The following is a 25,202-nucleotide window of genomic DNA, read 5'->3' as shown; positions in this document are numbered from 1 at the left end:
CAGTCTAGCCCCATGCAGGCTCACGGTGCCTTATGCTTGCCACCGTCCGGCTCGCCCGGCAGCGGCCCCAGGGCTCGCGCTTCCCCGGTTTTCCGAAGGTATCTCGTGATCAGATTCCAGGATGTTCATAAGTCCTACCGCGTCGACGGGCGGGACGTTCCCGCCCTGCAAGCTTTCAACCTCGACATCGCCGATGGCGAAGTGTTCGGCATCATCGGCCATTCGGGTGCGGGCAAATCGACGCTTATACGTCTGATCAACCTGCTCGAACGGCCCAGCGGCGGACACGTGCTGATCGGCGATACCGAGATGACGGCGCTGACGGAAGCGCAGCTTCGGCTCGAGCGTCAGCGCATCGGCATGATCTTCCAGCACTTCAACCTGCTCTCTTCGCAGACCGTGGCGGAGAACGTGGCGTTTCCACTGCGACTGGCCGGCGAGCACGACAACGCCTCGATCCGCCAGCGCGTGGATGAGCTGCTCGCGCGCGTCGGCCTGACCGCCCATGCGGACAAATATCCCTCGCAGCTTTCCGGTGGCCAAAAGCAGCGCGTGGGCATTGCACGTGCGCTGGCCAATCGGCCGTCCATCCTGTTGTGCGACGAGGCCACCAGCGCGCTCGATCCGCAGACCACGGCTTCCGTGCTCGAACTGCTCGCCGAGATCAATCGCGAATTGAAGCTCACCATCGTGCTGATCACCCACGAAATGGACGTGGTGCGCCGCGTCTGCGACCGCGTCGCGGTGCTCGACGCCGGACGCATCGTGGAAACGGGCGCCGTCGCCGATGTCTTCCTGCATCCGCAACACGCCACCACGCGCCGCTTCGTCAACGAGGCATTGCCGGAAGAAGCGGCGGGCGAGCAGGCGCCGTTTGCGCATGTCGCGGGCCGTATTCTTCGCCTGTCGTTCCGCGGCGAGGCCACCTGGACACCTGCACTGGGACGCGTGGCACGCGAGACCGGCGTCGATTTCAACATCCTGGCCGGACGCATCGACCGCATCAAGGACCTGCCCTATGGCCAGCTCACGCTCGCCATGCAGGGCGAACGCGTGGACGACGCCTTGGCCACGTTGCGCGAAGCCGGCATCGAAATCGAAGAAATCACCCCCTTGCCGGAGAGCCGCGCATGAGCGCCCCGCTGCAGAATCTTTTTCCGAATATCGACGACTGGAGCGAGATCGGTCATGCCTGCATCGATACCTTGCTGATGCTGGGCGGCTCGCTGTTGCTCACCATCGTGGTCGGCCTGCCGCTGGGCGTGCTGCTGTATCTCACCGGCAAGGGCCAACTGCGCGCCATGCCCAAGCTGTATGCGGTGCTGTCGCTGCTGGTGAATATCCTGCGCTCGATTCCCTTCATCATCCTGATGATCGTGTTGATGCCGCTCACCTATGTGCTGGTGGGCACCAAGCTGGGCATTCGCGGCGCGATTCCGCCATTGGTGATCGGTGCGGCGCCGTTCTTCGCGCGGCTGGTGGAAACCGCCTTGCGCGAAGTGCAGCGCGGCGTGATCGAAGCCAGCCAGGCGATGGGCGCCAGCACCTGGCAGATCGTGCGCCATGTGCTGCTGCCAGAGGCCCGCGGCGGCCTGATCGCCGGCATCACCGTGACAGCTATTGCACTGGTGGGCTATACCGCCATGGGCGGCGCCATCGGCGCGGGCGGCCTGGGCGACCTGGCTTATCGCTACGGCTATCTCAGCTACAAATCGGACTACATGGTGGTCACGGTGGTGCTGCTGATCGTGCTGGTGCAGCTGCTGCAGATGGCCGGCGACCGTATCGTGGCGCGCTATACGCGGCATTGAGACGGCCGCGTCCCGGCGTTTTTGCATTCGGCGGTATGGACGGCTATTCTGTTGCGCCGCACCAAGCGTTTCCGCCCATATGACGAAAATGAATAAGCTCATTGCCATGCTTGCCGCCCTGCTCCTGCTGGCGGGCTGTTCGTCGTCCAATGGCAGCGGCGACGCCAACAGCCAGAAGCTGGTGGTGGCCGCCACTGCTGTGCCGCACGCCGAGATCCTCAAGCAGGTCAAGCCGATCCTGGCCAAGCAAGGCATCGATCTGGAGATCAAGGTATTCGCCGACTACGTGCAACCCAACGTGCAGGTGCTGGAGAAGTCGATCGATGCCAATTACTTCCAGACCGGGCCCTATCTCGACGCGTTCAACCGCGAGCGCGGCACCAATCTCGCCATCGTGACCGGCGTGCACATCGAGCCGTTTGGCGCCTACTCGCGCAAGCTCAAGTCGATCGACCAGCTGCCGGACGGCGCCTCGGTGACCCTGCCCAACGATCCCAGCAACAACAGCCGCGCGCTGCTGCTGCTCGCCAAGCACGGCTTGATCACGCTGAAGGATCCGAGCAACGAACTGTCCACGCAGAAGGACATCACGGCCAACCCGAAGCACCTCAAGCTGCGCGAACTGGAAGCCGCCATGTTGCCGCGCACGCTGGACGAGGTGGACCTGTCGCTGATCAACACCAACTATGCGCTGGCCGCCGGCCTTAACCCGACCAAGGATGCGCTGTTGATCGAGGACAAGGATTCGCCGTACGTGAACTACCTGGTCGCCCGTCCGGACAACAAGGACGACCCGCGCGTCCAGGCGCTGGCCAAGGCGCTGACCAGTCCCGAGATCAAGGCGTTCATCGAGCAGAAGTACCAGGGCGCGGTGCTGCCGGCGTTCTGATCGACAGCTGTCATTGCCTGTGGGAGCGCACCCTGTGCGCGACACGTGCGCCACGTCGACACCTCGACGCAGCGACCGTCGCGCACAGGGTGCGCTCCCACAGTGTTTTTGGGTGACTCAGGAGGTCACGGCTTCCGGCTCGGCCGGAATCTCGAACACCTGCCGCAGATACGCCACGTAGGCAGCGTCCTCGCACATGTTCTTGCCCGGCGTGTCGCTGAGCTTGGCCACCGGCTGACCGTTGCATCGGATCATCTTGATGACGATCTGCAGCGGCTCGGGCCCGACATCGTTGGTGAGATTGGTGCCCACGCCGAAGGCCAGCTGGCAGCGGCCGTGGAAGTGCTCGTACAACTGCATCACCTTCGGCACGTCCAGGCCATCGCTGAATACCAGCACCTTGGTGCGCGGGTCGACGCGATTGGCGCGGTAGTGCGCAAGCACCCGCTCGCCCCAGGCAAACGGATCGCCCGAGTCATGGCGCGTGCCATCGAACAGCTTGCAGAAATACATGTCGAAGTCGCGCAGGAAGGCGCTCAGTCCGTAGACGTCGGACAGCGCGATGCCAAGATCGCCGCGGTATTCCCGCGCCCACGTTTCCAGCGCGGCCACCTGCGAATCGCGCAAGCGTGGACCCAGCGCCTGGTGCGCCTGCAGATACTCGTGCGCCAGCGTGCCCAGCGGCGTCAGGCCGAGCTTCCACGCCAGCCACACGTTGCTGGTGCCGGCGAGCTGGCGGCCCAGGCCGTCGCGCAGGGTGGTGGCCACTTCGGCATGCCAGGCGCGCGAGAAACGGCGGCGCGTGCCGTAGTCGGCGATGCGGCAATCCTGAAAACCATCCGTGTCGCGCAACAGGGCGATCTTCTCGCGCAGGCGACGGCGGCCTTCGTCCAGCGAAAGGCCGGGCTGGGTATTGCGGAAATACACTTCGTTGACGATCGCCAGCAACGGCACTTCGAACAGGATGGTGTGCAGCCAGGGACCGCGGATGTGGATGTCGATGTCGCCTGGCCCCTCCTGCGCCGGCGTGATTTCCACGTACTTCGCGTTGAGCTGGAACAGCCCGAGGAAATCGATGAAGTCGCTCTTGATGAACCGCCAGGTGCGCAGGTAATCCAGTTCCTCCGGCGTGAAGCGCAGCGCGCACAGCCCTTCCAGCTCGCGGCGGATCTCGGCGATATAGGGAACCAGGTCGATGCCCGGGTTGCGACACTTGAATTTGTATTCGACCTGCGCCGCCGGATAGTGATGCAGCACAACCTGCATCATGGAGAACTTGTACAGATCGGTGTCGAGCAGGGAGGTGACGATCATCAGTCGCTCAAGCGGCGGGGGATGCGTCGATTATCCTCGCCCAGCCGCACTCGCGGCGAGTCGGCGCCAAACGACAGGCAATAAAAAACCCCGGTAGCCAGGGGAGGGGCTAGCGGGGTTTGTCAGGCCGGTCCATAACAAAGAGGGGAAAAAGGACCGACCCCTCAGTGGCACGATGCTGCTGTACCACTTCTTGTCGCCGTCACGGCGATACGTCTCCTTAGTGTGGCCGGCCCGGAGCTAGTTCAAGCGCCTCGGCGGTTTTGTTCAGCTTTTGGCAAGCTGGCCGACTCGTCGACCAAGAGACGCTTACAATCGACGGCTTTCCGGACGGGATGATCGCGCCATGCTCAGCCTGCTACGCCGCCTGTGCCTGCTGGCCCTGGCCATCGCCCTGCCCCTGCATGCCGCCGATCTCACGGTGGACCTGGGCCACGGGTCGAAGACCTATAGCACCGCACAACTGCTGGCCCGCGGCGACATCCGCGAGATCGCGATTCCCGACGATGTCTCCTTCAAACGCGCCATGCGCTATCGCGCCGTGCCCTTGAAGGCGCTGCTCGAGGGCGTCTCGCCCGACGATACCTTGCAGTTCGTAGCCTCCGACGGCTTTGCCGCGCAAATTCCCGCCGCCTTGATCGTCCGCGCCCAGGGCTCGGAAGCCTGGCTGGCGGTCGAGGACCCGGCCCATCCCTGGCCGATGCTGGCCGAGATCAAGGGCGATGCCGGTCCCTTCTACGTGGTGTGGACGAATCCGGCGGCGATGAAGATCGGGCCGGAGCAATGGCCGTTCCAGCTGGCCTCGATCCGGCGCCAGCCGCCCGTGGCGGAACGCTTCCCCGCCGTCCGCCCCGATCCCGCCCTGAAGGCCGACAGCCCCGTGCTGCGCGGCTTCGCGGTGTTCCAGCGCACCTGCTTCGCCTGCCACACCCTCAACGGCCAGGGCGACGCCAAGCTGGGCCCGGACCTCAACGTCCCGCACAGCCCCACCGAGTACCTGCGCGAGGACCTGCTGCGCGCCTATATCCGCGACCCGCAGTCCTTGCGCCACTGGCCGCAGGCGCGCATGCCGGGCTTCGATCGCAAGGCGCTGTCCGACCGGGACCTGGACGACCTGCTGGCCTATCTGCAGCACATGGCGGGTCGCAAACAGCCTTAAAGCGAGGGTGCGACCTGGGGCTGCCCGGTGGCATCCAGCCACTGCTGCAGCGAACGCTGGCGCTGCGCATACGGCTGCCGCGCAAACTCGCGCACGCTGCCGTAGAACGCCGGCCACTGCCCTTCCGCATGGCGGAACAGCGCCAGGAATACCGGCGTCCAGCGATCGTAGATGCCGAACGGCAGCAGCCGCGCATTGTTGATCGGACCGTTGACCCAGGCGTCGTAGCGATGGTCGTTCGGCCAGTCCAGGTCGCGCCATTGCACGTAGCGCAGGCGGAAGTCGTCGATGGCCTGCTGCTTGCCGGCCGCCATGGCCGTGTCGTCCACGCCGCTGGCGTAGAGTTTCTTCAGGCGGTCGCGCAGATCCATCACCAGCCAGGTGAAGCCGTCGTCCATGGTCTTGTCGCGATCGTCCTGCGGCGGCAGCCCGCGCGACTGGCGCCATTGGCGCAGGCCTTCCTCCTGCACGAAGCTGGCGAAGGATTCGTTGAACGAACTGTCGTCCTTCACGTAGATCAGCTGGTGCGCGAGCTCGTGGAAGATGGTGCCGGCCAGTTCGTCGTCGTCCCAGCGCATCATGCTGCTGAGGATGGAATCGGAAAACCATCCCAGCGTGGAATACGCCGGCACGCCGCCCACGTAGGTGTCGTTGCCCGCGGCCTCCAGCTGCGCCGCCTCGGCCTTCGCCTTGTCGCGGGAAAAGTAACCGCGATACGCCACGCAACCGGCAAACGGAAAGCAGTGCTGGATCGGCGAGATGGAAAAGCGCGGCGCGGCGAACACGTTCCACACCACGTAGGAGCGGTCGAGCTTCACGTAACTGGTGTAGCTGCGGTTGTCCGGCAGATCCAGGTGCTCGGAGGCGAAATGGCGGGCTTGCTGCGCCAGCTCGAGGCGCTGCCGGGTCGCGGCATCGGTCGACGGATCGCGCAGCACCTCGCTCACGTCGCGGCGGCTCATCACCAGCTCGCCCTGGCCCTTGGCCACGTGTGCGTAGTAGTCGACGGTGCTGCAGGCACCAAGCAGCAGGCCCATCGCCAAGATGACGATGGGCCTGAGGGATCTATGCAGGGTCGGCGCGCGGCATGGCAACGTCATGCCGCGATTGTGCCGCGATTTCAGTGACCGCGACCGCCGTTGTTCCAACCGCCGTGGCCACCGCCGCCGTGGCCGCCGCCATGGCCGCCGCTCCAGTTGCCGCGACCGCCGCGATAGTAGTTGCCGCCGCCGTGGTAATAGCCGCCACCTCGGTAGTAGCCGCGACCGCCGTAGTAACCGCGGTAGCCACCGTAGTGGCCGCCGATGCCGATGCTCACCGCCGGTCCGTAGCAGCAGCCGTAGTAGCCGTAGCTCGGATAGTAGTAACCGGGGTAATAACCGCCGCTATAGGTGACGCCCGTGCCGTAGTAGGCGTCGCCGCCGCCAGTGGCAACCGGGCGCACATAGCTGTAGCCCGGATCGTAGTAACAGCCGGATAGCGCCGCGGTGGCGACCGCCAAGGCAAGACCGGCAAGCACGCGTTTCATACGTAAGGCCTTCATGGGGAGGAAGACAGCCCCACTGTGAACCTGTGCTGGTAAGTGCGCACTGAACGTTATCGGCATGGCTGGCAGGTATTTACCTGCCAGCCATGCCGGGAACCGACTTTGCTCTGCCGGTTCAGTTATTGCCGCTACGCTCGGGCGGCTGGCGGATGTGTCCGTACACCGCTTCGCTGGAAACGCCAGCGTTGCTGGCGCCCGCGCCGAGATTGCCGTTGTTGCCACTGGGGTGCTCGTCGGCACCTGGCCAGGTGGGTCCCTGGCGCACCCTTTCCTGCTTGGCTTCGAGCAGGGCCTGGATGTGTTCCGCCGCTTCCTGCGGCGTCAACCGCTTGCGTGCGGCACGGCGCGGCCGGGTAGTGGCGGTCGCGGTACGGCTGCGTCGTGCGGCGGGTGTTTTCTTGGTGGCGGTCTTGCGGGTTGCCGCGGCGGCCTTGCCAGCTGTGACGCGCTTGGTGGCCGCCTTTCGTGTGGCCGCTTTCTTGGTGGCCTTCTTGGCAGTGGCACGCTTGCGGGCCGTCTTCTTCGCCGCCGATTTGCGCGGAGCGGCTTTCTTGGCGGCGGTCTTGCGTGCCGTCTTGCGGACCGCGGTCTTGCGGGTCGCCTTCTTCGCGGCCGTCTTGCGTGCCGGCGACTTGCGGGTGGCGGTCTTGCGGGCCGTCTTGCGAGTGGCCTTCTTGGCCGCCGTCTTGCGAGTCGCCTTCTTCGCGGCGGTCTTGCGGGTGGCCGACTTGCGCGTGGCTACCTTGCGGGCAGCGGTCTTGCGAACGGCGCGTTTGGCGGTGGCACGTTTGCGTGCGGTGGTTTTCTTGGCAGTGGATTTACGGGTGGCTGCTTTCTTGGCCGAGGATTTCTTCGCGGCCGGCTTGCGCTTCGTTGCCATGCGTCTTCACTCCTCTGTTGTCGAGAAAGCCCGACGCCCCATCACGCCAGGCTAAACCGACAAGTAACACCAACAACATGTATCAGGGGTGAGCAAAACCGCACTTTTTCAACATCGCGTTGCGCTCAGAACCTCGGTTGCGAGAGCGCGGCGAGGAAGTGGGAGATCACTTCCGGTCGAACCACCACGGTGAACGCCACGCCGAACGCCGCGCCCCACAAGTGCGCGCTGTGGTTGACGTTGCCCTGCCCGCGGCGATCCATGTAGATCGAATAGGCCACATAAAGCACGGCATAGACGATCGCCGGCACCGGCACCACGAACACGATGATGCGCGACCACGGCGCCAGCAGCACGAACGAAAACAGCACCGCCGACACCGCGCCCGACGCGCCCAGGCTGCGGTAGTTCGGGTTGTTCTTGTTGCTCAGGTAGGTCGGCAGGATCGAGACCACCAGCGCCAGGATGTAGAACAGCGCAAAGCCCAGCATGCCCAGCGAGGCGGTGAAAAACCCTTCCATGCTGCGGCCGAAGAAGAACAGCGTGATCATGTTGAACAGCAGGTGGCCGAAATCGGCGTGCACCACGCCGTAGGTCACCAGCCGGTGATATTCGCGGCTGCGGGTGATGGCGGGCGGCCACAGGATCAGATCGTTCATCAGGCGGGCGTTGTTGAACGCCATGAAGGAGACGACACAGGTGATGGCGATGATGATCAGCGTGATCATGCGGACTTCCGTACGGGGCTGAAGACTGAAGACAAAGAATCCGCATCTTGGCGTCGCGGCGGGCACTTGTCGACTGAGCAAGCCCGAAAAGCCCGCGCACAGGGCGAAATTCCGCACTATCATGCCCGGCTCCAAGCGTTTCCCCACGCCCCAGGCACTCCCCATGTCGATTCGTTACCTGCATCTGGACGTCTTTGCCGCCACGCCCGGCGGCGGCAACCACCTGGGCGTCGTCACCGACGCCACCGGTTGGAGCGATGCCCGCATGCAAGCCTTCGCCCGCTGGACCAACCTCGTCGAAACCACCTTCCTGCTGCCGCCCAGCCAACCGGGCGCGAGCTACCGCGTGCGCATCTTCACGCCGCACAAGGAAATTCCCTTCGCCGGTCATCCCAGCATCGGCAGCGCGCACGCCGTGCTGCTGTGCGACCGAGCCGAGCCCGTGGACGGCGTGCTGTGGCAGGAATGCGGCGCGGGCGTGTTGCCCATCCGCGTCGAAGGCACCGATGGCGCCCAACAGTTGCTGCTGAAATCACCCCGCTCCACCGTCGAGAAAACCGGCCGCGACGCGCATCCGCTGCTCGATGCGGCACTTGCCGGCATCGATCTCGGCACGCTGCCGCCGGCCTACGTCTCGGGCGGCCGCCATTGGTGGCTGGCCGAATGCGCCGATGAAGCCTCGCTGCGCCAGTGGAAGCCCGACCACGCCGCCATCGGCGCGCTGGCCAAGGCGACCGACAGCGTGGGCCTGTGCGTGTTCGCGCGCAGTGCGCAGCCGGGCTATCAACTCGTCGTGCGCGCACTGCCCGCCGGCGTGGGCCTGGTGGAAGATCCTGCGTCCGGTGCCGCCAATGGCCTGATCGCGGCGTATATCGCCCACGCCGAGCCCAACGGTCCACTCGCGGGTGGCTACGTGGTGAGCCAGGGCCGCGAGATCGGCCACGATGCCAGCCTCACCGTGCGCATCGACGGCGACAGCGTGTGGATCGGCGGACATACCAACACCATCATCGACGGCACGCTGCACTGGAGCGGCCAGTGAGCGCGCGGCCGCAGATCTGGGTCGATGCCGACGCCTGCCCTGCGGCCATCAAGGAAGTGCTGTTTCGCGCGGCGGACCGCGAGCAGGTGCACGTCACGCTGGTCGCCAACCAGTGGCTGCGCACGCCGCCGTCGCGTTTCGTGCGCGCCATCCAGGTGCCGGGAGGCTTCGACGTGGCCGATGCCGAGATCGTGGAGCGCGTGAGCGCGGGCGACCTGGTGGTGACGCAGGATATTCCGCTTGCGGCCCTGGTGATCGAAAAAGGCGCGCTTGCCGTGCATCCCCGCGGCGAGCTCTACACGCCCGATACCATCGCGCAACGCCTCTCCATGCGCAATTTCATGGACGAATTGCGCGGTTCCGGTGTCGATACCGGCGGCCCGGCGGCTTTCCATGCGCGCGACAAGCAGGCCTTTGCCAATCAGCTGGATCGGTGGTTGGTGAAGTTCCGCAGCACACGGTAAACATCACTGTAGGAGCGCACCCTTTGCGCGACCGCAGAGCTGAGGATCTCCTCTTCGATCGGCCGTCGCGCACAGGGTGCGCTCCCACGGATTTGATGGACGGGTATGGTCAGAGCTCGCGCTCGTCCAGATGCGCCCGCCGCGCGGCCACTTCCGCCATGATCGACCAGTCAACGTCTTCCTTGCCGCCGGCCAAGGCCTCGAGCAGGCTGTCACGCAACAGCCCCGCCAGCGGCAACGGCACGCGTGTGGCATCCGCTGCCGCGAGCGCGAGGCCGATGTCCTTGTAGCCCAGCGGCAAGGCAAATCCGGCCGGCGTGTAGCGCGATTCGGCGATCAGCTTGGCGTAGCCCTGATAGGCAGGCGCAGCGAACAAGGTGTTGGTCATCACCTCGAGAAAATCGGCCGCGCTCACGCCGTGGGCGCGAGCCAGCGCCGAGGCCTCGGCCATGCTTTCGATGGCGGCACCAAGCATGAAGTTGCCCGCAATCTTCACCACGTTCGCCCGTTCGGGCTCCTCGCCCAGTGGCCAGATACGGCTGGCCATTGCTTCGAGCAGCGGGCGCAGGCGATCGATCAGCGCCGGCTTGCCCGCCGCGAGCATGTTGAGCTTGCCCGCTGCCGCCACGTCGGGACGACCGAACACGGGCGCCGCCAGGTAATCGAGGCCGCGACGCGCATGTTGCTCGGCCAGCTCGCGCGCCAGCGCCACCGAAATGGTGGCGTGATTGACGTGCACCGTGCCTTTGTCCATGCCATCGAGCAGACCGTCGTCGAAGAACACCTGGCGTACGGCCTGGTCGTTGGCCAGCATGCTGAAGAGCACGTCGCCCTGCGCCGCGCGATCAGCCGTCTTCACCACCTTGGCACCCAGCGATACGAACGGCTCGGTGGGACCGGGCGAGCGATTCCACACGATGACCTCGTGTCCGGCCTTGATCAGGTTGCTGGCCATGGCGCTGCCCATGGCTCCCAGGCCGATAAAACCTAATTTCATGCGATAACTCCGGAGAAGACAACTTTTTCAGTGGATCACGCACAGCGTTCACCCGGTGCGAAATTACGCCACCTCGCCTGCGGCATGCCCCGATGCCCATGCCCACTGGAAGTTGTAGCCGCCCAGCCAGCCGGTCACGTCGACCACTTCGCCAATGAAATACAGGCCGTTCACGAGTTTCGATTGCATGGTGGACGATGAGATGCCGTCGGTATCGACGCCGCCCAAAGTGACTTCGGCCGTTCGATAACCTTCCGTGCCACTGGCCACGATGGGCCAGTCATGCAGTTGTTCGCCGATGCTCTTGAGTTCCGCTTCGCGATACTGGCGCATCGGCCGGCTCTCGAACCACAGCTCGCACAAGCGCTGTGCGAGGCGGCGCGGCAACACGTCGCCTAGCACGTTCTTCAGTTCCGCCGCGGGACGCGCCACGCGCTGCTCTTGTAGCCACGCCGCGAGATCGCGTTCGGGATGCAGATCGATGCGCAGGTCGTCGCCCGCCTGCCAGTACGAGGAAATCTGCAGGATCGACGGTCCGCTGAGGCCGCGATGGGTAAACAGCATGCCGGCGCGAAACGAATGCTTGCCCACGCGGGTTTCGGTCAGCGGCAGAGCCACGCCGGAAAGATCCTGGTAGCGCTCCTGATGCTTGCCGCTCAAGGTCAGCGGCACCAGTCCGGCCCGCGTGGGCAGCACCGCATGGCCGAACTGCCGAGCCAGTTCGTAGCCGAAGCCGCTGGCGCCCATGCTGGGAATCGACAGGCCGCCGGTGGCGACGACCAGCGATTGCGCGTGCACCTCGCCATGCGCGGTGACGACATTGAAACCCTCGTCGGTCTTGCGCACGCGCTTCACGCCGCAGCTGGTTTCGATGCGCACGCCGGCCTGCGCGCACTCGTCCAGCAGCATGCGCACGATCAGCTTGGAGGACTCGTCGCAAAAAAGCTGGCCCAGCTCCTTCTCGTGGTACGCGATGCGGTGCTTCTCCACCAGCGCGATGAAATCCCAGGGCGTGTAACGGGCCAGTGCCGACTTGGCGAAGTGCGGATTGGCGGACAGGTAAGCCGCCGGTGTCACGCCCGTGTTGGTGAAATTGCAGCGGCCGCCGCCCGACATCAGGATCTTCTTGCCGACCTTGTTGGCATGGTCGACCACCAGCACGCTGCGTCCCCGCTGGCCGGCCACGATGGCGCACATCAGCCCGGCGGCGCCGGCGCCGATGACCAGTACGTCTACTTTCACGCGCGCACCGCCGCCATGCCCTGCTCCCGTTCAATTGACCGCGCATTATCCTTCAGGATGCGCCAGATGGCTTAAACTCGGGTTTTCCCTGCAGCGGACCGCCACCATGCCTTCCTTTGACGTCGTTTCCGAAGTCGACAAGCACGAATTGACCAATGCCGTGGACCAGGCCAACCGCGAGCTGTCGAGCCGTTTCGATTTCAAGGGCACCGACGCGAAGTTCGAGCTGGACGAGTTCGTGATCACCCAGTCGGCCCCCAGCGAATTCCAGCTGGAACAGATGCTGGACATCCTGCGTGGCCGCCTCACCTCACGCAAGATCGACATCCGCGCGTTGGACGTGGGCAGCGCCGAGACCAATCTTGGCGGTTCGCGCCAGAAAGTCACCGTCAAGCAGGGCATCGAGCAGCCGATCGCCAAGAAGCTGGTGGCAACGCTGAAAGCGGCCAAGCTGAAGGTCGAGGCGCAGATCAACGGCGACAAGTTGCGCGTCACCGGCAAGAAGCGCGACGATCTGCAGGAAGCCATGGCCGTGCTGCGCAAGGCCGACGTGGAACTGCCGCTGCAGTTCGACAATTTCCGCGATTGACAGGGCTCGCACCCTGGCTCGTCATTCCGGCGCAGGCCGGAATCCAGCAGCCTCGGTTTCCGGTCTTCGCCAAAGACCGACACCAAAAGCATGCGAGGCCATCGCGAGAATCAGTCGCCTCGCCACTGGATTCCGGCCTGCGCCGGAATGACGGGTAGGAAAGGTGACGGCCGCGAGACGCCCTACCCCGCCAGCCCCGCCGCGATATTCACGCTGATCGCAATGATGAATACGTTGAAGAAGAACGCGATCACGCTGTGCAGCAAAGCCACGCGGCGCAGGTAGCGGCTGCTGATCTGTACATCGGAAACCTGGAAGGTCATGCCGATGACGATCGAGAAATACATGAAGTCCCAGTAGTCGGGCTCTTCCGTGCCAGGGAAATCCAGGCCCTCGTGTTTCGCGCCGAAATCCCCGTAGAAGCCATGCGCATAGTGCATGCCGAACATCACGTTGAAGAACAGCCACGACAGCACGATGCTGGTCGCGGCGATGATCAGCGCCTTCCCGTCGCCGCCCTTCGCGCCGCCCATCTCGGTGGTGAGCGCCAGCGAGACGAAGCCGGTCAGGACCAGCGAAGTCCACAGCACGCCCCAGCGCCCGGTGTCCTGCTTGCGCGCCTGCCCACGCATCACCTCGGGCGATGTGGAGCGGCAGAACAGGATGGTCAGCGCGATCAGATATACCGCCACGCCCAGGTCAAAGCCGAGCAACAGCGCCTTGGCCGGCTTCAGGTCGAACTGGTGCCAGAGCGCGAGGCCCACGATCAACGCGACGGCGCCCGAGACCATCAGGCGCGGACGGGCGCGAAAGGTCCGGAACGGAACGAACTTGCGCCGGTGCGAATGGTTGCGGCCGTTGGCGGCGCTCATGCGCAGGTCCTTGCGACGTTCGGGCTACTGGTCTTCACGAGCGCTTTCTCCATGACCCGGAAGCGGGCATGGCGCATCTTAAAGCCAGTTCAGCGCATTCTCGTAGCCGCAGGTTTCGCCGCTCAGACGTGCAGGTCCTGGTACTCCGGATGGCGGGTCATCCAGATCTCCGAATACGAACAGGCGGGATCGACCTTCCAGTGTTCCACGCGCGCCGTATCCAATGCGGTACGCACGAGATTGGAAGCGATGCCGCGACCGCCCACCGCCGACGGAACGATCGTGTGGGTGATCGTCATGACATCGCCGTCGAGCGTGTAGTCGAGCACGCAAGGCACGCCGTCGACCTTGGTCTCGAAACGATGCGCCCTGGAGTTGTGATTGATCTCGGCAGACATGAAACGCGCCCTCGCGAAGCTGGGGATGCTCCGGAAGCGCAGGTTAAAGCAGGTGACAGCGAACCAGGCGTGAAGAGCATCGCCTTCGGCGTTCGCATTTCGTGGATGAATCTTTCGGCAAGCTTCCCGGACATTTTGCATGCTCCCGGGAGCCGAACATGAAAAGAAACGCATCCGCCGCCTGGTCCGGCGGGCTCAAGGAAGGTTCCGGCACGATATCCACCGCTTCGGGCGTGCTGCACGAAGCGCGCTACGGCTTCCAGTCGCGCTTTGCGGAAGGCCCGGGCACCAATCCCGAGGAACTGCTCGGTGCAGCCCATGCCGGTTGCTACACGATGGCGCTGGCGCTGGGCCTCGAACAAGCGGGCCACGCCGCCACGCGCATCGAGACCAAGGCGGTGGTGACGCTGGACAAGGATGGCGACGGCTTCTCCATCACCACGGTCGATCTCACCTGCCGCGCGAAAGTGGACGGTATCGACGCCGCCAGCTTCGACAAGATCGCCAAGGCGACCAAGGAAGGCTGCCCGGTATCGAAGGTGCTGAAGGCAACCATCAACCTCGACGCCAAACTCGAAAGTTAACCAAGACACCCCGCGCGCACCGTCCGCTGTGCCGCTGCCCGGGCAACGCGGCGGGCGCGTACGGCCTGGGCGAGGCGTTCGAGCACCTGGGTGGAGGCCTCCCAGTCGATGCAGCCGTCGGTGATGCTCTGCCCGTAACGCAGCGGCTGGCCTTCCAGCAGATCCTGACGTCCGCCGACCAGATGGCTTTCCACCATCACGCCGACGATGCGCTGCTCGCCGGACGAAAGCTGGGCGGCGATGTCGTCGACCACCCGCGGCTGGTTTTCCGGCTGCTTGTCGCTGTTCGCATGGCTGGCGTCGATCATCACGCGCGGCGTCTGCCCGCCCTTGGCGATGGCGATACAGGCCGCTTCCACGCTGGCCGCGTCGTAGTTCGGCGTCTTGCCGCCGCGCAGGATCAGGTGACAGTCCTCGTTGCCGGTGGTGGCGGCGATGGCGGTGTGGCCTTCCTTGGTCACGGCCATGAAATGGTGCGGCTGCGAGGCGGCACTCACCGCATCCACCGCGATCTTCACGTTGCCGTCGGTGCCGTTCTTGAAACCCACCGGGCACGACAGCCCGGAGGCCAGTTCGCGATGCACCTGGCTCTCGGTGGTGCGCGCACCGATCGCGCCCCACGCCACCAGGTCAGCGATGTATTGCGGCGTGATCATGTCGAGGAATTCGCAACCGGCCGGCACGCCCAGTTCGTTGATGTCGCGCAGCAGTCCGCGCGCCAGCCGCAGGCCCTGGTCGATGCGGAAACTGCCGTCGAGACCCGGGTCGTTGATCAGCCCTTTCCAGCCCACCGTGGTGCGCGGCTTTTCGAAGTACACGCGCATCACGATTTCCAGCTCGCCCGCATGTTGCTTGCGCTGTGCCGCGAGGCGCCCGGCGTATTCCAGCGCGGCCCGGGTGTCGTGGATCGAACACGGGCCGATCACCACGGCCAGGCGGTCGTCCTCGCCGGCCAGGATGCGATGCAGCGCCTGCCTTGCGGCACTCACGGTATGCACGGCGTGCACGCTGGCGGCGCAGTCGCGCATCACCTCGGCAGGCGCGCTGAGCGGGGTGATGGCGCGGATGCGCAAATCGTCGGTGGAAGGGTTCACGGTGGTCTCCTGGGGGATTCACTCGCGACCATGAAAAAGGCCGCCAGTGGTGGGCTGGCGGCCTTTTGGGATTTGGTGTCTTGTCGTTACGACAGTCGAGACCAACCCTCCGCCAGCGGCATCGGATAGCCGTAAAACCAAAAATACTGGCGGGCGGTGGGGAAGGTCATGGGCGCTAGGAATAGCACAGGCTTTTCGCGCGTGCAAAGGATGCATGTGAAACCAAGCATTACACTCAGCCCCATGTCATTGCCATGGAATCTGCTCACCCGCCCTGCCCGCGAGCCCATTCGACGCTGGGTGCTCAGCGCGTTTCCGCGCGGTGGCGGCGGCCACGTGGACTACGATCATCCGCCCGGCGATCCCGGCCTGTTCGGCCCGGACAGCGCCACCTGGCGCGTGCACGCGGACTTTCCCGCCATGCTGGCGGGCGGACTGGCGGCGTTGATGTTGCAGACCCTGCACCCGCTTGCGCTGGCGGGCGTGTGGGATCACTCGAACTTTCGCGACGACCTGATCGGCCGGTTGCGCCGCACGACGTCGTTCGTCAGTGGTACCACCTACGCGCCGCTCGAACAGGCACATGCCTTGATCGAACGCGTGAAGCACATCCATACGCAGGTGAAAGGCAGCGCCGAAGATGGACGTCCATACTCCGCCGACGATCCCGACCTGCTGACCTGGGTCCATGTGACCGAAGCCTATAGTTTCCTGCAGGGCTATCGCCGCTACAGCCATATCGCCATGCCGGCCGGCGCCGGCGACCGCTACTACGACGAAGTGCGCCGCCTTGCCGAAGCGCTCGGCGCGCGCGACGTGCCGGCATCGGAAGCCCAGGTCACCGCCTATTTCCGGCGCGTGCGCGCGCAACTGTGTTTCAGCGAGCGTTCGCGTGCCGTGCTGGACGTGTTGTATCGCGTGCGCCTGCCGGTGCCGGTGGCGGGCCTGTCGCGCGATGTGTTCCTGCAGGCAGGCGCTGCCCTGCTGCCGGTCTGGGCGGATACCTTGCTGGAACGCACGCCGCTGCAGCGCGCGCAGTCGCGACTGGCGGCGCGGGCCCTGTGGTCGGTGGCGCCGGTGTTCCGCATGGCCTTGCAGGACGGCATCGGCAGCCATGCCTGCGCACGCGTCGGCGTGCCCACCGATACGCTGCAACGCTGGCGTTGATGCAGCCCTGAGCGGGCCTTGCGGGGCCCGCGAGATTGACACGCCCTGCCGATCCGTTAACGTCGCCGGACCTGAACGCACCGCGCGTACAAGGAATGGCACGAGGCAGGCTCTCCATTGGCGACGCTCATCCCATCCCGCAACAGTTGCCTGCCGCAGATGACCAGCGGCGAAAAGCGCTTTTCCGAGCGGCTGGAGCAGAAGCTCGAGGACGACTATCTGCTTTGGTACGACGTGGCCATCGGCCCCCGCCAGCGGCGTCCCGACTTCATCGTGTTCCATCCGCGCCGCGGCCTGCTGGTGCTGGAGGTGAAGGACTGGAAGCCCGGCACCATCCAGCAGGCCGACCGCACCCAGTTCACGCTGATCACCGGCAGCAACAGCGTGAAGGAACACAACCCGCTGATGCAGGCACGCGACGGCGCCAGCGAGATCTACAAGGTGCTGGCGCAGGACCCCGCCCTGCGTCACCCGCCCGGCCACAGCTACGAAGGCAAGCTGCTGATGCCGTGGGGCTACGGCGTGGTACTGGCCAACATCAGCCGCAAGCAGTTCGAGGCAGGGCAGCTGGAGGCGGTGATTCCTGCCCACCTGGTGATCTGCCAGGACGAGATGTACGAAACGGTGGAATCGGAAGCGTTCCAGGAACGCCTGTGGGCGATGTTCCCGCAGGTGTTTCCCACCGCCCTCACGCTGCCGCAGATCGATCGCGTGCGCTGGCACCTGTTCCCGGAAATCCGCGTGGAACCGGGCGACGGCCAGTTCGGCCTGTTCGGCTCGGCCGGCAGCGCTTCAACCAAGCTGGCCATCCCGGACCTGATCAAGGTGATGGATGCCCAGCAGGAACTGCTGGCCCGTTCGCTGGGCGACGAGCATCGCATCATTCACGGCGTGGCGGGCTCGGGCAAGACGATGATCCTGGGCTTCCGCGCGATGGAGCTGGCACGCGCGCTGTCCAAGCCGATCCTGGTGCTTTGCTACAACAAGACGCTGGCGGCGCGGCTCGAACAGCTGATGGGCGAGCGCGGCCTCAGCGACAAGGTGCAGGTGTACAACTTCCACAAGTGGTGCCGCAGCATGCTTACGGCCTACCACGTTCCGCTGCCCGAAGACGGCCCGCATTTCGCCGAGGAATTGCCGCCCGCGGTGATTGCCGGCGTGGACAACGGACAGATCCCGCGCTTCCAGTATGGCGCCGTGCTGATCGACGAAGGCCACGACTTCGAGCCGGAGTGGTACAAGCTGATCGTGCAGATGATCGATCCCAACACCAACTCGTTGCTGGTGCTGTACGACGACGCACAGAACATCTACGGACAGGCCACCCGCAAGAAGCTCAGCTGGAAGAGCCTGGGCGTGCAGGCGCAGGGCCGCACGACGATCCTCAAGCTCAACTACCGCAACACGCTGGAAATCCTCTCGGTGGCACGCGGCTTCGCCAACGAGCTGCTGCTGGGACGCAGCGACGACGACGACGGCGTGCCGCTGATTGCACCCGAAAGCGCCGGCCGCCGCGGCGCGCTGCCCGAGCTGATCCGCGTGGAGCGCCAGGAGGAACAGCTGCCGGCGATCATCCAGCGCCTGCGCGACGAACTGGCTGCGGGCCGGAGCCTGTCGGACATGGCCGTGATCTTCCGCAACGGCTGGGAGGGCGAAAAATTGCATGAGGCGCTGCAGCGGGCCGGCATTGCCAGCCAGCTCGCCGAGGGCAACGGCAAGAGTTCGCTGTTCGTGGTGGACGACACGGTCAAGCTGGTCACCATGCATTCCAGCAAGGGACTGGAATTCCCGTTGGTGATCATCCCCGGCCTGGGCTCGCTGCCCAAACCGGGCAAGAACGAGGCCGAAGAAGCACGCCTGCTCTACGTCGCGATGACGCGTGCGACGGAGCGGCTGGTGCTGATCCACCACGAGGATTCGATCTTCAGCCAGCGCATCCGCAACTCCATCAACGACGTGCAACAGCAGCTGGCGAATGCTTGAGCGCAGGGCCGCCGGGGCCGATACTCGGGCAAACAGCTGCCGGCCGTTCTTCCCATGCATGATCTGTTCGACGATGCCGTTCTTGCTGCGCAACCGCTCGATGTCGCGCTGACGCTGCCCGCCCGCTTCTATACCGATCCGCGCATGCCGATGCTGGATGCGCGCGCCATCTTCGCCCGCAGCTGGCAGCTGGTTGGCCATCAGTCGCAGGTGGCCGATGTCGGCGACCACATGGTCACCGAGATCGCGGGGCTGCCCTTGATCGTGGTGCGCGGCGAAGACGCCGTCATTCGTGCGTTCCACAACGTCTGCCGTCATCGTGCGGGCCCGATCGCCAGTTGCGATGGCCGTGGCGCGAAGGCCTTGCGTTGCCGCTATCACGGCTGGACCTACGGCCTCGACGGCGTGCTGCGCGGCGCGCCGGAGATGGGCCGCACGAAGGATTTCAATCCGTCGGACATCCGCCTGCCCGAAGTGCGCGTGCAGCTGTGGCAGGGGCTGGTGTTCGTCGCCATCGGCGATGCGCCGCCGTTTGCCGAGGTGGTAGCCGGCATCGACGAACGGTTGGGACCGGAGCGCTCGCTGGAGCACTACCAATTCCATCACCGCGCCAGCTACGAGGTGGCGTGCAACTGGAAGGTGTACGTGGACAACTACCTGGAGGGTTACCACGTGCCGCACATCCATCCCGGCCTCAACAAGCTGCTCGACTACCGCAGCTACATCACCGAGACGGCACCCTGGTATTCGTTCCAGTACAGCCCGCTGGAAAGCGCCGGCGACCTGTACGGCAGCGGCGAGGCGCTGTACTACTTCATCCATCCCAACACCATGCTCAACATCCTGCCCTCGCGCCTGCAGACCAATCGCGTGCTGCCGCTGGGCGTGGATCGCTGCCGGGTGGAGTTCGATTTCTACTATCCCGCCGACGACAGCGCCGAGGCGCATGCGCGCCGCGCACGCGACGTCGAGTTCAGCGACGAGGTGCAGGACGAGGACGTGACCATCTGCGCGGACGTGCAGCGCGGGCTTGCCTCCGGTTCGTACGAAGCGGGGCGTCTGAATCCGTTGCGGGAAAATGCCGTGCATCACTTCCACGAGATGGTGCGCCGCGCGTATCGCGAATCGCTTGCCGAGGGATGACCGAGCGAGTCCGCTCGGCGGCTGAACGCATGAACTCGCGACCGGCCAAGCTGACGCAGGATTGACGCATCCTTCGCGGATGGCGCAGTCTCATCGGGCCCTATATTCGGGAGAGGCGCACATGAAGCGGTTTGTCTGGACCGTGTTGTTGGTCTTGGGATGTGCCAGTCCTGCCGCATTCGCGCAGGGCTTGAACGGCGTGGTGACCGCGTACGTCGATCTCTATGCCGGCCCCGACGCCGGCTATCCCACCATCGCCCAGCTGCCGGCTGGCACGCCGGTGGCGATTCAAGGCTGCACCCAGGGCTATGGCTGGTGCGATGTGATCACTCAAGGCCTGCGCGGCTGGGTGGCGGCCACGTTCGTGCAGTATTCCTACCAGAGCCAACCCGTTTACGTGGCCGATTACGGGCCGCGCATCGGCATTCCGATCGTTGCCTTCTCGATCGGCGCGTATTGGGGTTCGTACTACACCAATCGCCCGTTCTATCGGAACCGCGATTACTGGTATGGCCGTCCCTACACGCCGCGCCCGCCGCCGCGTCCGCCGGGCTGGCATCCGGGTTCGCGCCTGCCGCCGCCGGGTCATCGGCCGCCGCCGGGGGGTGGCCATCGTCCGCCGCCGCCGGGCCACCGTCCGCCGCCGCACGGCAATCGCCCGCCCCCGGGCAATCGTCCGCCGCCGAACCAGGGCAACCGGCCGCCGCCGTCGCAGGGACACCGTCCGCCATCGAACAACCGGCCACCGTCGAATCCGGGCACGCATCCGCCGGGCTCGGGCCGACCGCCGGGCGGCGGGCCGCCGCAGGGCCATCGCCCACCGCCGAACCAGGGCGGCGGCAATCATCCGGCCCCTCATCCGCAGGCGCGGCCCGCCCCGGAGAAGAAGGGCGACAACAAGGCCGCCTGATGCCTGCCAGCGAAGCACGAACCGGCGCCCCAGTGCGTCGGTTTGTGTCCGCGTGCGTCGGTTTGCGCTCGGCCGCGTTTTCCGCCGATAAGCGCTGAAACCCCGCTTTTTGCCGATGTTGCGCGGCTATCGCCGAGCAAGTCCCGTGGCACGACTCTTGCCCTTCAAATCAAGGAGAAGCGGAGTTCTGGCAGGACGCCGTCGGGGTCATTCAGGCATGCGCCGGCCAGGCATGCGGAGGTGCCTGTCACCGGGATACCGGTGGGCAGCATCCTCCGTGGTCGACCAACGCGATGCCGTTGCAGCAGCGAGCCTTCGCATGAGCGTCAACGCACGAGACTGGTCCAGGCGACGACCGTTCCCCGTAACGGTCCGCCTGCCGTTTGCCGCGGCCAACGACAGCCGCGTGCATCGGCGTCACTACGTGCCGGTCTGCCTGAAGTTCGTGCTGGCTCTGGTCCTCGCGCTGGCGTGGGCCGTGTTCGCGTATGCCATGGCTCAGCATTGGATGGGCGAACTGACGCCGGGCAGGCAGTGGACGGCGCACCTGCTGGTGATCGGCGTCGCCGTGCTGCCCGCCTTCATGCATGTGTTTCTCGCGGTGGGCCTGCTGCTCGATCGCCGCCCGCCCCGCTCGCACTTCGCCGACGATGATTTTCCCAGCATCACGATCCTGATCGCCGCGCACAACGAGCAGGACAGCATCCTCGACACGCTCGCCAGCATCGCCGCGCAACGCTACCCCGCGCGCATCGAAGTGATGGTGATCAACGACGGTTCCACCGATGCCACGCTGGAACGGCTGCATAGCGTGTCGTATCCCTGGCTGGAAGTGCTCGATCTGCAAAGCGCAGGCGGCAAGGCCAATGCGTTGAATGCGGGACTGCGGCTGGCTTCCTGCCCGCTCACCGTGACCCTCGATGCGGATGCGCACCTGCAACCGCATGCCTTGCGACGCCTGGTGACGCGCTACATGAGCGATCCGCCGAATACCGTGGCGGTCGCCGGCGCCGTGCTCGTACGCAACTCGCGGCAGAGCCTGGTCACGCGCATGCAGGAGTGGGATTACTTCCAGGGCATCGCCGCCAGCAAGCGCCTGCAGAGCCTGTTTCAGGGCACGCTGGTGGCCCCGGGCACGTTTTCGCTGTACCGCACCGACATCCTGCGCGTGGTGGGCGGCTGGCCCTCCTGCGCGGGCGAAGACACCGTGCTCACCTGGGCCATCCTGCAAGACCACCATCGCGTGGGCTACTGCGAAGACGCCATCGCCTTCGCGCGCGTGCCCGCGTCGCTCGCGTCGTTTCTCCAGCAACGCCAGCAGTGGGCGCGCGGCCTCATCGAGGCGTTCAAGGCGCAGGGTTCGCTGCTTTTCCGCCGCCGCCTGAGTACGTTCTTCATCGGCTGGAATCTTCTGTTCCCATACATGGATCTGGCCTACACGATTGCCCTGATACCCGCCGTCCTGCTGGCATGTACCGGCGTCTACTGGCTGGCGGGTGCGATGCTGGCGTTCGTGCTGCCGGCGAGCCTGTTGGCCAACCTGGTCGTTTATGCGGTGCAGGCGCGCATGTTCCGCTCCGTCGGACTCACCGTACGGCGCAATCCGTTCGGCCTGTTCGGCTACGCCATGCTCTACGGACTCGTGCTCAAGCCGGCGAGCGTGATGGGCTATCTTTCCGGTCTGCTGGGATGGCGCCCGCGCGACTATTGGCGATGAGCGCGGTCTTTCACGCCATCGGCCAAGGCCACCAGCCGGCGCGGTGTTGCGCGTAGCGATCCGCGGCGCGCTCGAAACGGTTTCGCACGCTGATGCCGCCGCACAGCGCGTACAGCGGCAGAAACAACGGTCCCAGCACCATGTACTGGTAGACATGCGCGCGCTCATGGTCCGCCAATGAAATGCGCGGCTCGCTGCGATGTCCCGCGCGATGCGCATAGGTGAAGCACGGCGTATCGAGCTCGTCGCAGGAATACAGGATCACGTTGCCCAGGGTGAGCGCTCCGCCGCTGCCCCGATGAGGCATGCGCCGGAAGGCCAGCGCCCATTCCCCGCGGCGCCATTGCGGCCGCGCACCCCACGGCATGCACGCCAGGCCCGCAAGCAGGCCCAGCAGGCTGTTGGGCAGGGTCCAGCTAGCGCCCGCCAGCAGGGCGAGCCATCGGCCCGTCGAGTTCCTGCTATCCAGGCCCTGCACGTTCGGCCTCCTTGTTTAGCGGCGCGACGGACACCATCTGATGCTGCATCGAGTTTTGGCCACCGAGGCCTGCCATGTCCACTCCGTTGAGCATCCCCTGCCCCCACTGTGCAGCCTTGAATCGCGTGCCTGAAGACCGTCTCGGTCAACATCCCGTGTGCGGCCGCTGCAAGCAGCCGCTGTTCGAGGGCAAACCGGTGGCACTGACCGCCGGCAACTTCGATGCCGTGGCAGGGCGCGGCGAGCTGCCCGTGGTGATCGATTTCTGGGCACCCTGGTGCGGACCCTGCCTGAGTTTTGCGCCGGTGTTCGCCGAAGCGGCGGCCAGCCTGGAGCCGCAGCTGCGGCTGGCCAAGGTCGATACCGAAGCACAACCGGCGTTGGCGCAGCGCTTCGGCATCCGCAGCATTCCCACGTTGCTGGTGTTGCGCAACGGCAAGGAAGTCGCGCGCCAGGCGGGCGCGCTCAACGGCATGCAGCTGCGCCAGTTCCTCGCCAACGCGCTGCGCTGAAGCAACTCACGAACTGCACGAGAGCATGGAACAGCCGGCCTTGTGCGCGGCCCAGGCCGGCCGTTTCTGCGCGTAGCGTTCGCGGCCCGGTTGATCGTCGTACGGGCGGCGCATGACCTCGAGCAATTCGTGGATGCCGGCGTAATCGCCCTGCGTCGCGCGATCGATCGCTTCCTGCGCAAGGTAGTTGCGCATCACATAGCGCGGGTTCGCCAGACGCATGCGCGTGCGCCGTTGCTCGTTGGAAAGCGCATCGCTGCGCGCACGTGCCGCGTAACTTTCGAGCCACGCCTGAAAAGCGGGTTCGAACGCCTGCCGCTTGGCCTCGTCGTAGAACGCATCGAGCAGCGGCGCCAACGAAGGCTGCGCCGGATCCACCTCCGCCAACGCACGGAAGAACAAGGTCATGTCGACTTCGGCATCGGCGAGCAGGGCATGGAGTTCGCGCATGCGCTCCACATCGCCGTCCTCGCACGCTGAAAAACCCAGTTTCGCGGCGATGCTGGCACGGTCCGCCTCGGCGTAGACCGCCGCATAGCGATCGAGGCCCGCCTGCAACGGCTCGGTGCCGCTGAACAGCGGTGCCAACGCCATCGCGAGTCGACTCAGGTTCCACCAGGCCACGTTCGGTTGCTGGCCGAAACGATAGCGGCGACGACCTGCGTCGGTGGTGTTGGGTGTCCACTCCGGATCGAAGTTGTCGACCCAGCCGTACGGACCGTAGTCGATGGTGAGACCGAGGATGGACATGTTGTCCGTGTTCATGACGCCATGCACGAAACCCACGCGCATCCACTGCGCCACCATCTGCGCCGTACGCTCGCACACCTGTGCGAACCACGCGGCGTAAAGAGACTCGCCTTCGCCCTGCAATTGAGGGAAATCGCGCGCCATGGTGAAGTCGACCAGTTGGCGCAACAGTGCGATGTCGCCGCGCGCGGCCGGCAATTCGAAATTGCCGAAGCGGATGAACGACGGCGCCACACGGCAGACGATGGCACCCGGCTCCTCCTGCGGATGACCGTCGTAGAACATGTCGCGCACCACCGCGTCGCCTGTCACCACCAGGCTGAGTGCGCGCGTCGTCGGCACGCCCAGATGGTGCATCGCTTCGCTGCAGAGAAATTCTCGGATCGACGAACGCAGGACCGCGCGTCCATCCGCACCGCGCGAATACGGCGTACGTCCTGCCCCCTTGAGCTGGAGTTCCCAGCGATGACCATCGCCAGTGATCGCCTCGCCCAGCGAAATGGCGCGTCCATCGCCCAGTTGATCGGCCCAGACGCCGAACTGGTGACCGCCGTAATTGGCGGCGAAAGGCGTCATGCCTTCGAGCAGGGCGTTTCCACCGAGCACCTGGGCGAGTTCGGTGCTTTCCATGTCCGCCTCATCCAAACCCAGCGCCCGCGCCATTTCCGCGGACCACGCCACGACGCGCGGCGCGGCCACCGGGGTGGGCCGGACGTGAGAGTAGAGGGCACCCAGAACCTGGCGCTGACGCGGTCCCTGCTCCGGATCTCCCGGCAAGTCGCGCGCGAAGGCGTTATCGAAGATCAACTGCGGCATGTTTGGGTCCTGCAAAAAGCTGGATTGGCAGCGCTGTCATCGCGAGGGAAACGTCGTTTGCCCGCGCTGAAATCGCAGAACATTGCGTGGTTCACTTTTGTGAAGATGACGACTTCG

General features: G+C 65.4%; 26 protein-coding genes. 14 read left to right on the top strand and 12 right to left on the bottom strand.

Annotated features, from left to right (window positions below; all coding sequences use genetic code 11):
- The first annotated feature begins 105 nt into the window (after window positions 1-105).
- The 3 genes from ISP20_RS00665 (at window position 106) to ISP20_RS00655 (ending at window position 2,700) form a co-directional block, all read left to right on the top strand.
- Entirely contained in the window at window positions 106-1,134 is a 1,029-nt protein-coding gene (locus ISP20_RS00665) for an ATP-binding cassette domain-containing protein (protein ID WP_204634141.1), read from the top strand.
- Complete coding sequence (locus ISP20_RS00660) at window positions 1,131-1,811, top strand: methionine ABC transporter permease (protein ID WP_204634140.1); 681 nt, start codon at window positions 1,131-1,133, stop codon at window positions 1,809-1,811. The genes ISP20_RS00665 and ISP20_RS00660 overlap by 4 nt, the downstream gene beginning before the upstream one ends.
- Window positions 1,812-1,899: 88 nt before the next feature.
- Window positions 1,900-2,700, top strand: coding sequence for a MetQ/NlpA family ABC transporter substrate-binding protein (locus ISP20_RS00655; RefSeq protein WP_204634139.1), 801 nt, complete (start codon window positions 1,900-1,902; stop codon window positions 2,698-2,700).
- A 117-nt stretch (window positions 2,701-2,817) separates the two neighbouring features.
- On the opposite strand, the gene pncB is transcribed toward ISP20_RS00655, so the two are convergent.
- Window positions 2,818-4,014, bottom strand: coding sequence for a nicotinate phosphoribosyltransferase (gene pncB, locus ISP20_RS00650; protein WP_204634138.1), 1,197 nt, complete (start codon window positions 4,012-4,014; stop codon window positions 2,818-2,820).
- Between the two features lie 346 nt (window positions 4,015-4,360).
- Here pncB and ISP20_RS00645 point away from each other — a divergent pair, with 346 nt between their 5' ends.
- Window positions 4,361-5,173: a cytochrome c gene (locus tag ISP20_RS00645; protein WP_204634137.1), complete on the top strand. Its 813-nt coding sequence runs from the start codon at window positions 4,361-4,363 to the stop codon at window positions 5,171-5,173.
- Here ISP20_RS00645 and ISP20_RS00640 read toward each other — a convergent pair.
- The 4 genes from ISP20_RS00640 to ISP20_RS00625 form a co-directional block, all read right to left on the bottom strand.
- A complete protein-coding gene (locus ISP20_RS00640) occupies window positions 5,170-6,210 on the bottom strand; it encodes an aminopeptidase (protein ID WP_204634590.1) in 1,041 nt (346 codons plus the stop codon). The genes ISP20_RS00645 and ISP20_RS00640 overlap by 4 nt on opposite strands.
- Window positions 6,211-6,293: 83 nt before the next feature.
- Window positions 6,294-6,701, bottom strand: a complete 408-nt coding sequence (locus ISP20_RS00635; protein WP_239535135.1) for a hypothetical protein — start codon at window positions 6,699-6,701, stop codon at window positions 6,294-6,296.
- A gap of 133 nt (window positions 6,702-6,834) precedes the next feature.
- Complete coding sequence (locus ISP20_RS00630) at window positions 6,835-7,599, bottom strand: histone H1-like repetitive region-containing protein (RefSeq protein ID WP_204634136.1); 765 nt, start codon at window positions 7,597-7,599, stop codon at window positions 6,835-6,837.
- 125 nt (window positions 7,600-7,724) lie between these two features.
- On the bottom strand, window positions 7,725-8,327 hold the full coding sequence (locus tag ISP20_RS00625; RefSeq protein WP_204634135.1) for a rhomboid family intramembrane serine protease: 603 nt from the start codon (window positions 8,325-8,327) through the stop codon (window positions 7,725-7,727).
- A gap of 163 nt (window positions 8,328-8,490) precedes the next feature.
- On the opposite strand from ISP20_RS00625, the gene ISP20_RS00620 reads away from it, so the two are divergent.
- Entirely contained in the window at window positions 8,491-9,369 is an 879-nt protein-coding gene (locus ISP20_RS00620; protein ID WP_204634134.1) for a PhzF family phenazine biosynthesis protein, read from the top strand.
- On the top strand, window positions 9,366-9,833 hold the full coding sequence (locus ISP20_RS00615) for a YaiI/YqxD family protein (protein WP_204634133.1): 468 nt from the start codon (window positions 9,366-9,368) through the stop codon (window positions 9,831-9,833). Before ISP20_RS00620 ends, ISP20_RS00615 begins: the two co-directional genes overlap by 4 nt.
- Before the next feature lie 109 nt (window positions 9,834-9,942).
- Here ISP20_RS00615 and ISP20_RS00610 read toward each other — a convergent pair whose 3' ends face one another.
- Together ISP20_RS00610 and ISP20_RS00605 are read right to left on the bottom strand one after the other, a co-directional pair.
- Entirely contained in the window at window positions 9,943-10,830 is an 888-nt protein-coding gene (locus tag ISP20_RS00610) for an NAD(P)-dependent oxidoreductase (protein WP_204634132.1), read from the bottom strand.
- Between the two features lie 63 nt (window positions 10,831-10,893).
- On the bottom strand, window positions 10,894-12,072 hold the full coding sequence (locus ISP20_RS00605) for an aminoacetone oxidase family FAD-binding enzyme (protein ID WP_204634131.1): 1,179 nt from the start codon (window positions 12,070-12,072) through the stop codon (window positions 10,894-10,896).
- Between the two features lie 106 nt (window positions 12,073-12,178).
- Between ISP20_RS00605 and ISP20_RS00600 the strand changes: the two genes are divergently transcribed.
- Window positions 12,179-12,661: a YajQ family cyclic di-GMP-binding protein gene (locus ISP20_RS00600; protein ID WP_204634130.1), complete on the top strand. Its 483-nt coding sequence runs from the start codon at window positions 12,179-12,181 to the stop codon at window positions 12,659-12,661.
- A 182-nt stretch (window positions 12,662-12,843) separates the two neighbouring features.
- On the opposite strand, the gene ISP20_RS00595 is transcribed toward ISP20_RS00600, so the two are convergent.
- Both ISP20_RS00595 and ISP20_RS00590 read right to left on the bottom strand, forming a co-directional pair.
- Window positions 12,844-13,533, bottom strand: a complete 690-nt coding sequence (locus ISP20_RS00595) for a DUF1345 domain-containing protein (RefSeq protein WP_204634129.1) — start codon at window positions 13,531-13,533, stop codon at window positions 12,844-12,846.
- Between the two features lie 122 nt (window positions 13,534-13,655).
- The gene (locus tag ISP20_RS00590) at window positions 13,656-13,931 is read right to left on the bottom strand and encodes a GNAT family N-acetyltransferase (RefSeq protein ID WP_204634128.1); all 276 of its coding nucleotides are present in this window, start codon (window positions 13,929-13,931) and stop codon (window positions 13,656-13,658) included.
- A gap of 158 nt (window positions 13,932-14,089) precedes the next feature.
- On the opposite strand from ISP20_RS00590, the gene ISP20_RS00585 reads away from it, so the two are divergent.
- Window positions 14,090-14,515, top strand: coding sequence for an OsmC family protein (locus ISP20_RS00585; protein ID WP_204634127.1), 426 nt, complete (start codon window positions 14,090-14,092; stop codon window positions 14,513-14,515).
- Here ISP20_RS00585 and ISP20_RS00580 read toward each other — a convergent pair.
- Window positions 14,512-15,609 carry a 3-deoxy-7-phosphoheptulonate synthase gene (locus tag ISP20_RS00580; RefSeq protein ID WP_204634126.1) on the bottom strand — a complete coding sequence of 366 codons (1,098 nt, stop codon included), beginning with the start codon at window positions 15,607-15,609 and terminating at the stop codon, window positions 14,512-14,514. The genes ISP20_RS00585 and ISP20_RS00580 overlap by 4 nt on opposite strands.
- Before the next feature lie 243 nt (window positions 15,610-15,852).
- On the opposite strand from ISP20_RS00580, the gene ISP20_RS00575 reads away from it, so the two are divergent.
- The 5 genes from ISP20_RS00575 to ISP20_RS00555 all read left to right on the top strand — a co-directional run bounded on the left by ISP20_RS00575 (window position 15,853) and on the right by ISP20_RS00555 (window position 22,529).
- Window positions 15,853-16,776 carry an oxygenase MpaB family protein gene (locus tag ISP20_RS00575; RefSeq protein ID WP_204634125.1) on the top strand — a complete coding sequence of 308 codons (924 nt, stop codon included), beginning with the start codon at window positions 15,853-15,855 and terminating at the stop codon, window positions 16,774-16,776.
- Between the two features lie 159 nt (window positions 16,777-16,935).
- Entirely contained in the window at window positions 16,936-18,759 is a 1,824-nt protein-coding gene (locus tag ISP20_RS00570; protein ID WP_204634588.1) for a DEAD/DEAH box helicase, read from the top strand.
- A 54-nt stretch (window positions 18,760-18,813) separates the two neighbouring features.
- Window positions 18,814-19,902, top strand: coding sequence for an aromatic ring-hydroxylating oxygenase subunit alpha (locus ISP20_RS00565; RefSeq protein WP_204634124.1), 1,089 nt, complete (start codon window positions 18,814-18,816; stop codon window positions 19,900-19,902).
- 121 nt (window positions 19,903-20,023) lie between these two features.
- Window positions 20,024-20,812 carry an SH3 domain-containing protein gene (locus ISP20_RS21690; protein ID WP_204634123.1) on the top strand — a complete coding sequence of 263 codons (789 nt, stop codon included), beginning with the start codon at window positions 20,024-20,026 and terminating at the stop codon, window positions 20,810-20,812.
- 319 nt (window positions 20,813-21,131) lie between these two features.
- A complete protein-coding gene (locus ISP20_RS00555; RefSeq protein ID WP_204634122.1) occupies window positions 21,132-22,529 on the top strand; it encodes a glycosyltransferase family 2 protein in 1,398 nt (465 codons plus the stop codon).
- A 10-nt stretch (window positions 22,530-22,539) separates the two neighbouring features.
- On the opposite strand, the gene ISP20_RS00550 is transcribed toward ISP20_RS00555, so the two are convergent.
- On the bottom strand, window positions 22,540-22,896 hold the full coding sequence (locus tag ISP20_RS00550) for a hypothetical protein (protein ID WP_239535203.1): 357 nt from the start codon (window positions 22,894-22,896) through the stop codon (window positions 22,540-22,542).
- A gap of 185 nt (window positions 22,897-23,081) precedes the next feature.
- Between ISP20_RS00550 and trxC the strand changes: the two genes are divergently transcribed.
- A complete protein-coding gene (trxC, locus tag ISP20_RS00545; RefSeq protein ID WP_204634121.1) occupies window positions 23,082-23,519 on the top strand; it encodes a thioredoxin TrxC in 438 nt (145 codons plus the stop codon).
- 6 nt (window positions 23,520-23,525) lie between these two features.
- Here trxC and ISP20_RS00540 read toward each other — a convergent pair whose 3' ends face one another.
- On the bottom strand, window positions 23,526-25,085 hold the full coding sequence (locus ISP20_RS00540) for a protein adenylyltransferase SelO (protein WP_204634120.1): 1,560 nt from the start codon (window positions 25,083-25,085) through the stop codon (window positions 23,526-23,528).
- Window positions 25,086-25,202 lie beyond the last annotated feature (117 nt).

It is taken from the genome of Dyella kyungheensis (assembly GCF_016905005.1).
Lineage (GTDB): Bacteria > Pseudomonadota > Gammaproteobacteria > Xanthomonadales > Rhodanobacteraceae > Dyella > Dyella kyungheensis.
This window is presented reverse-complemented; position numbering and strand designations above follow the sequence as displayed.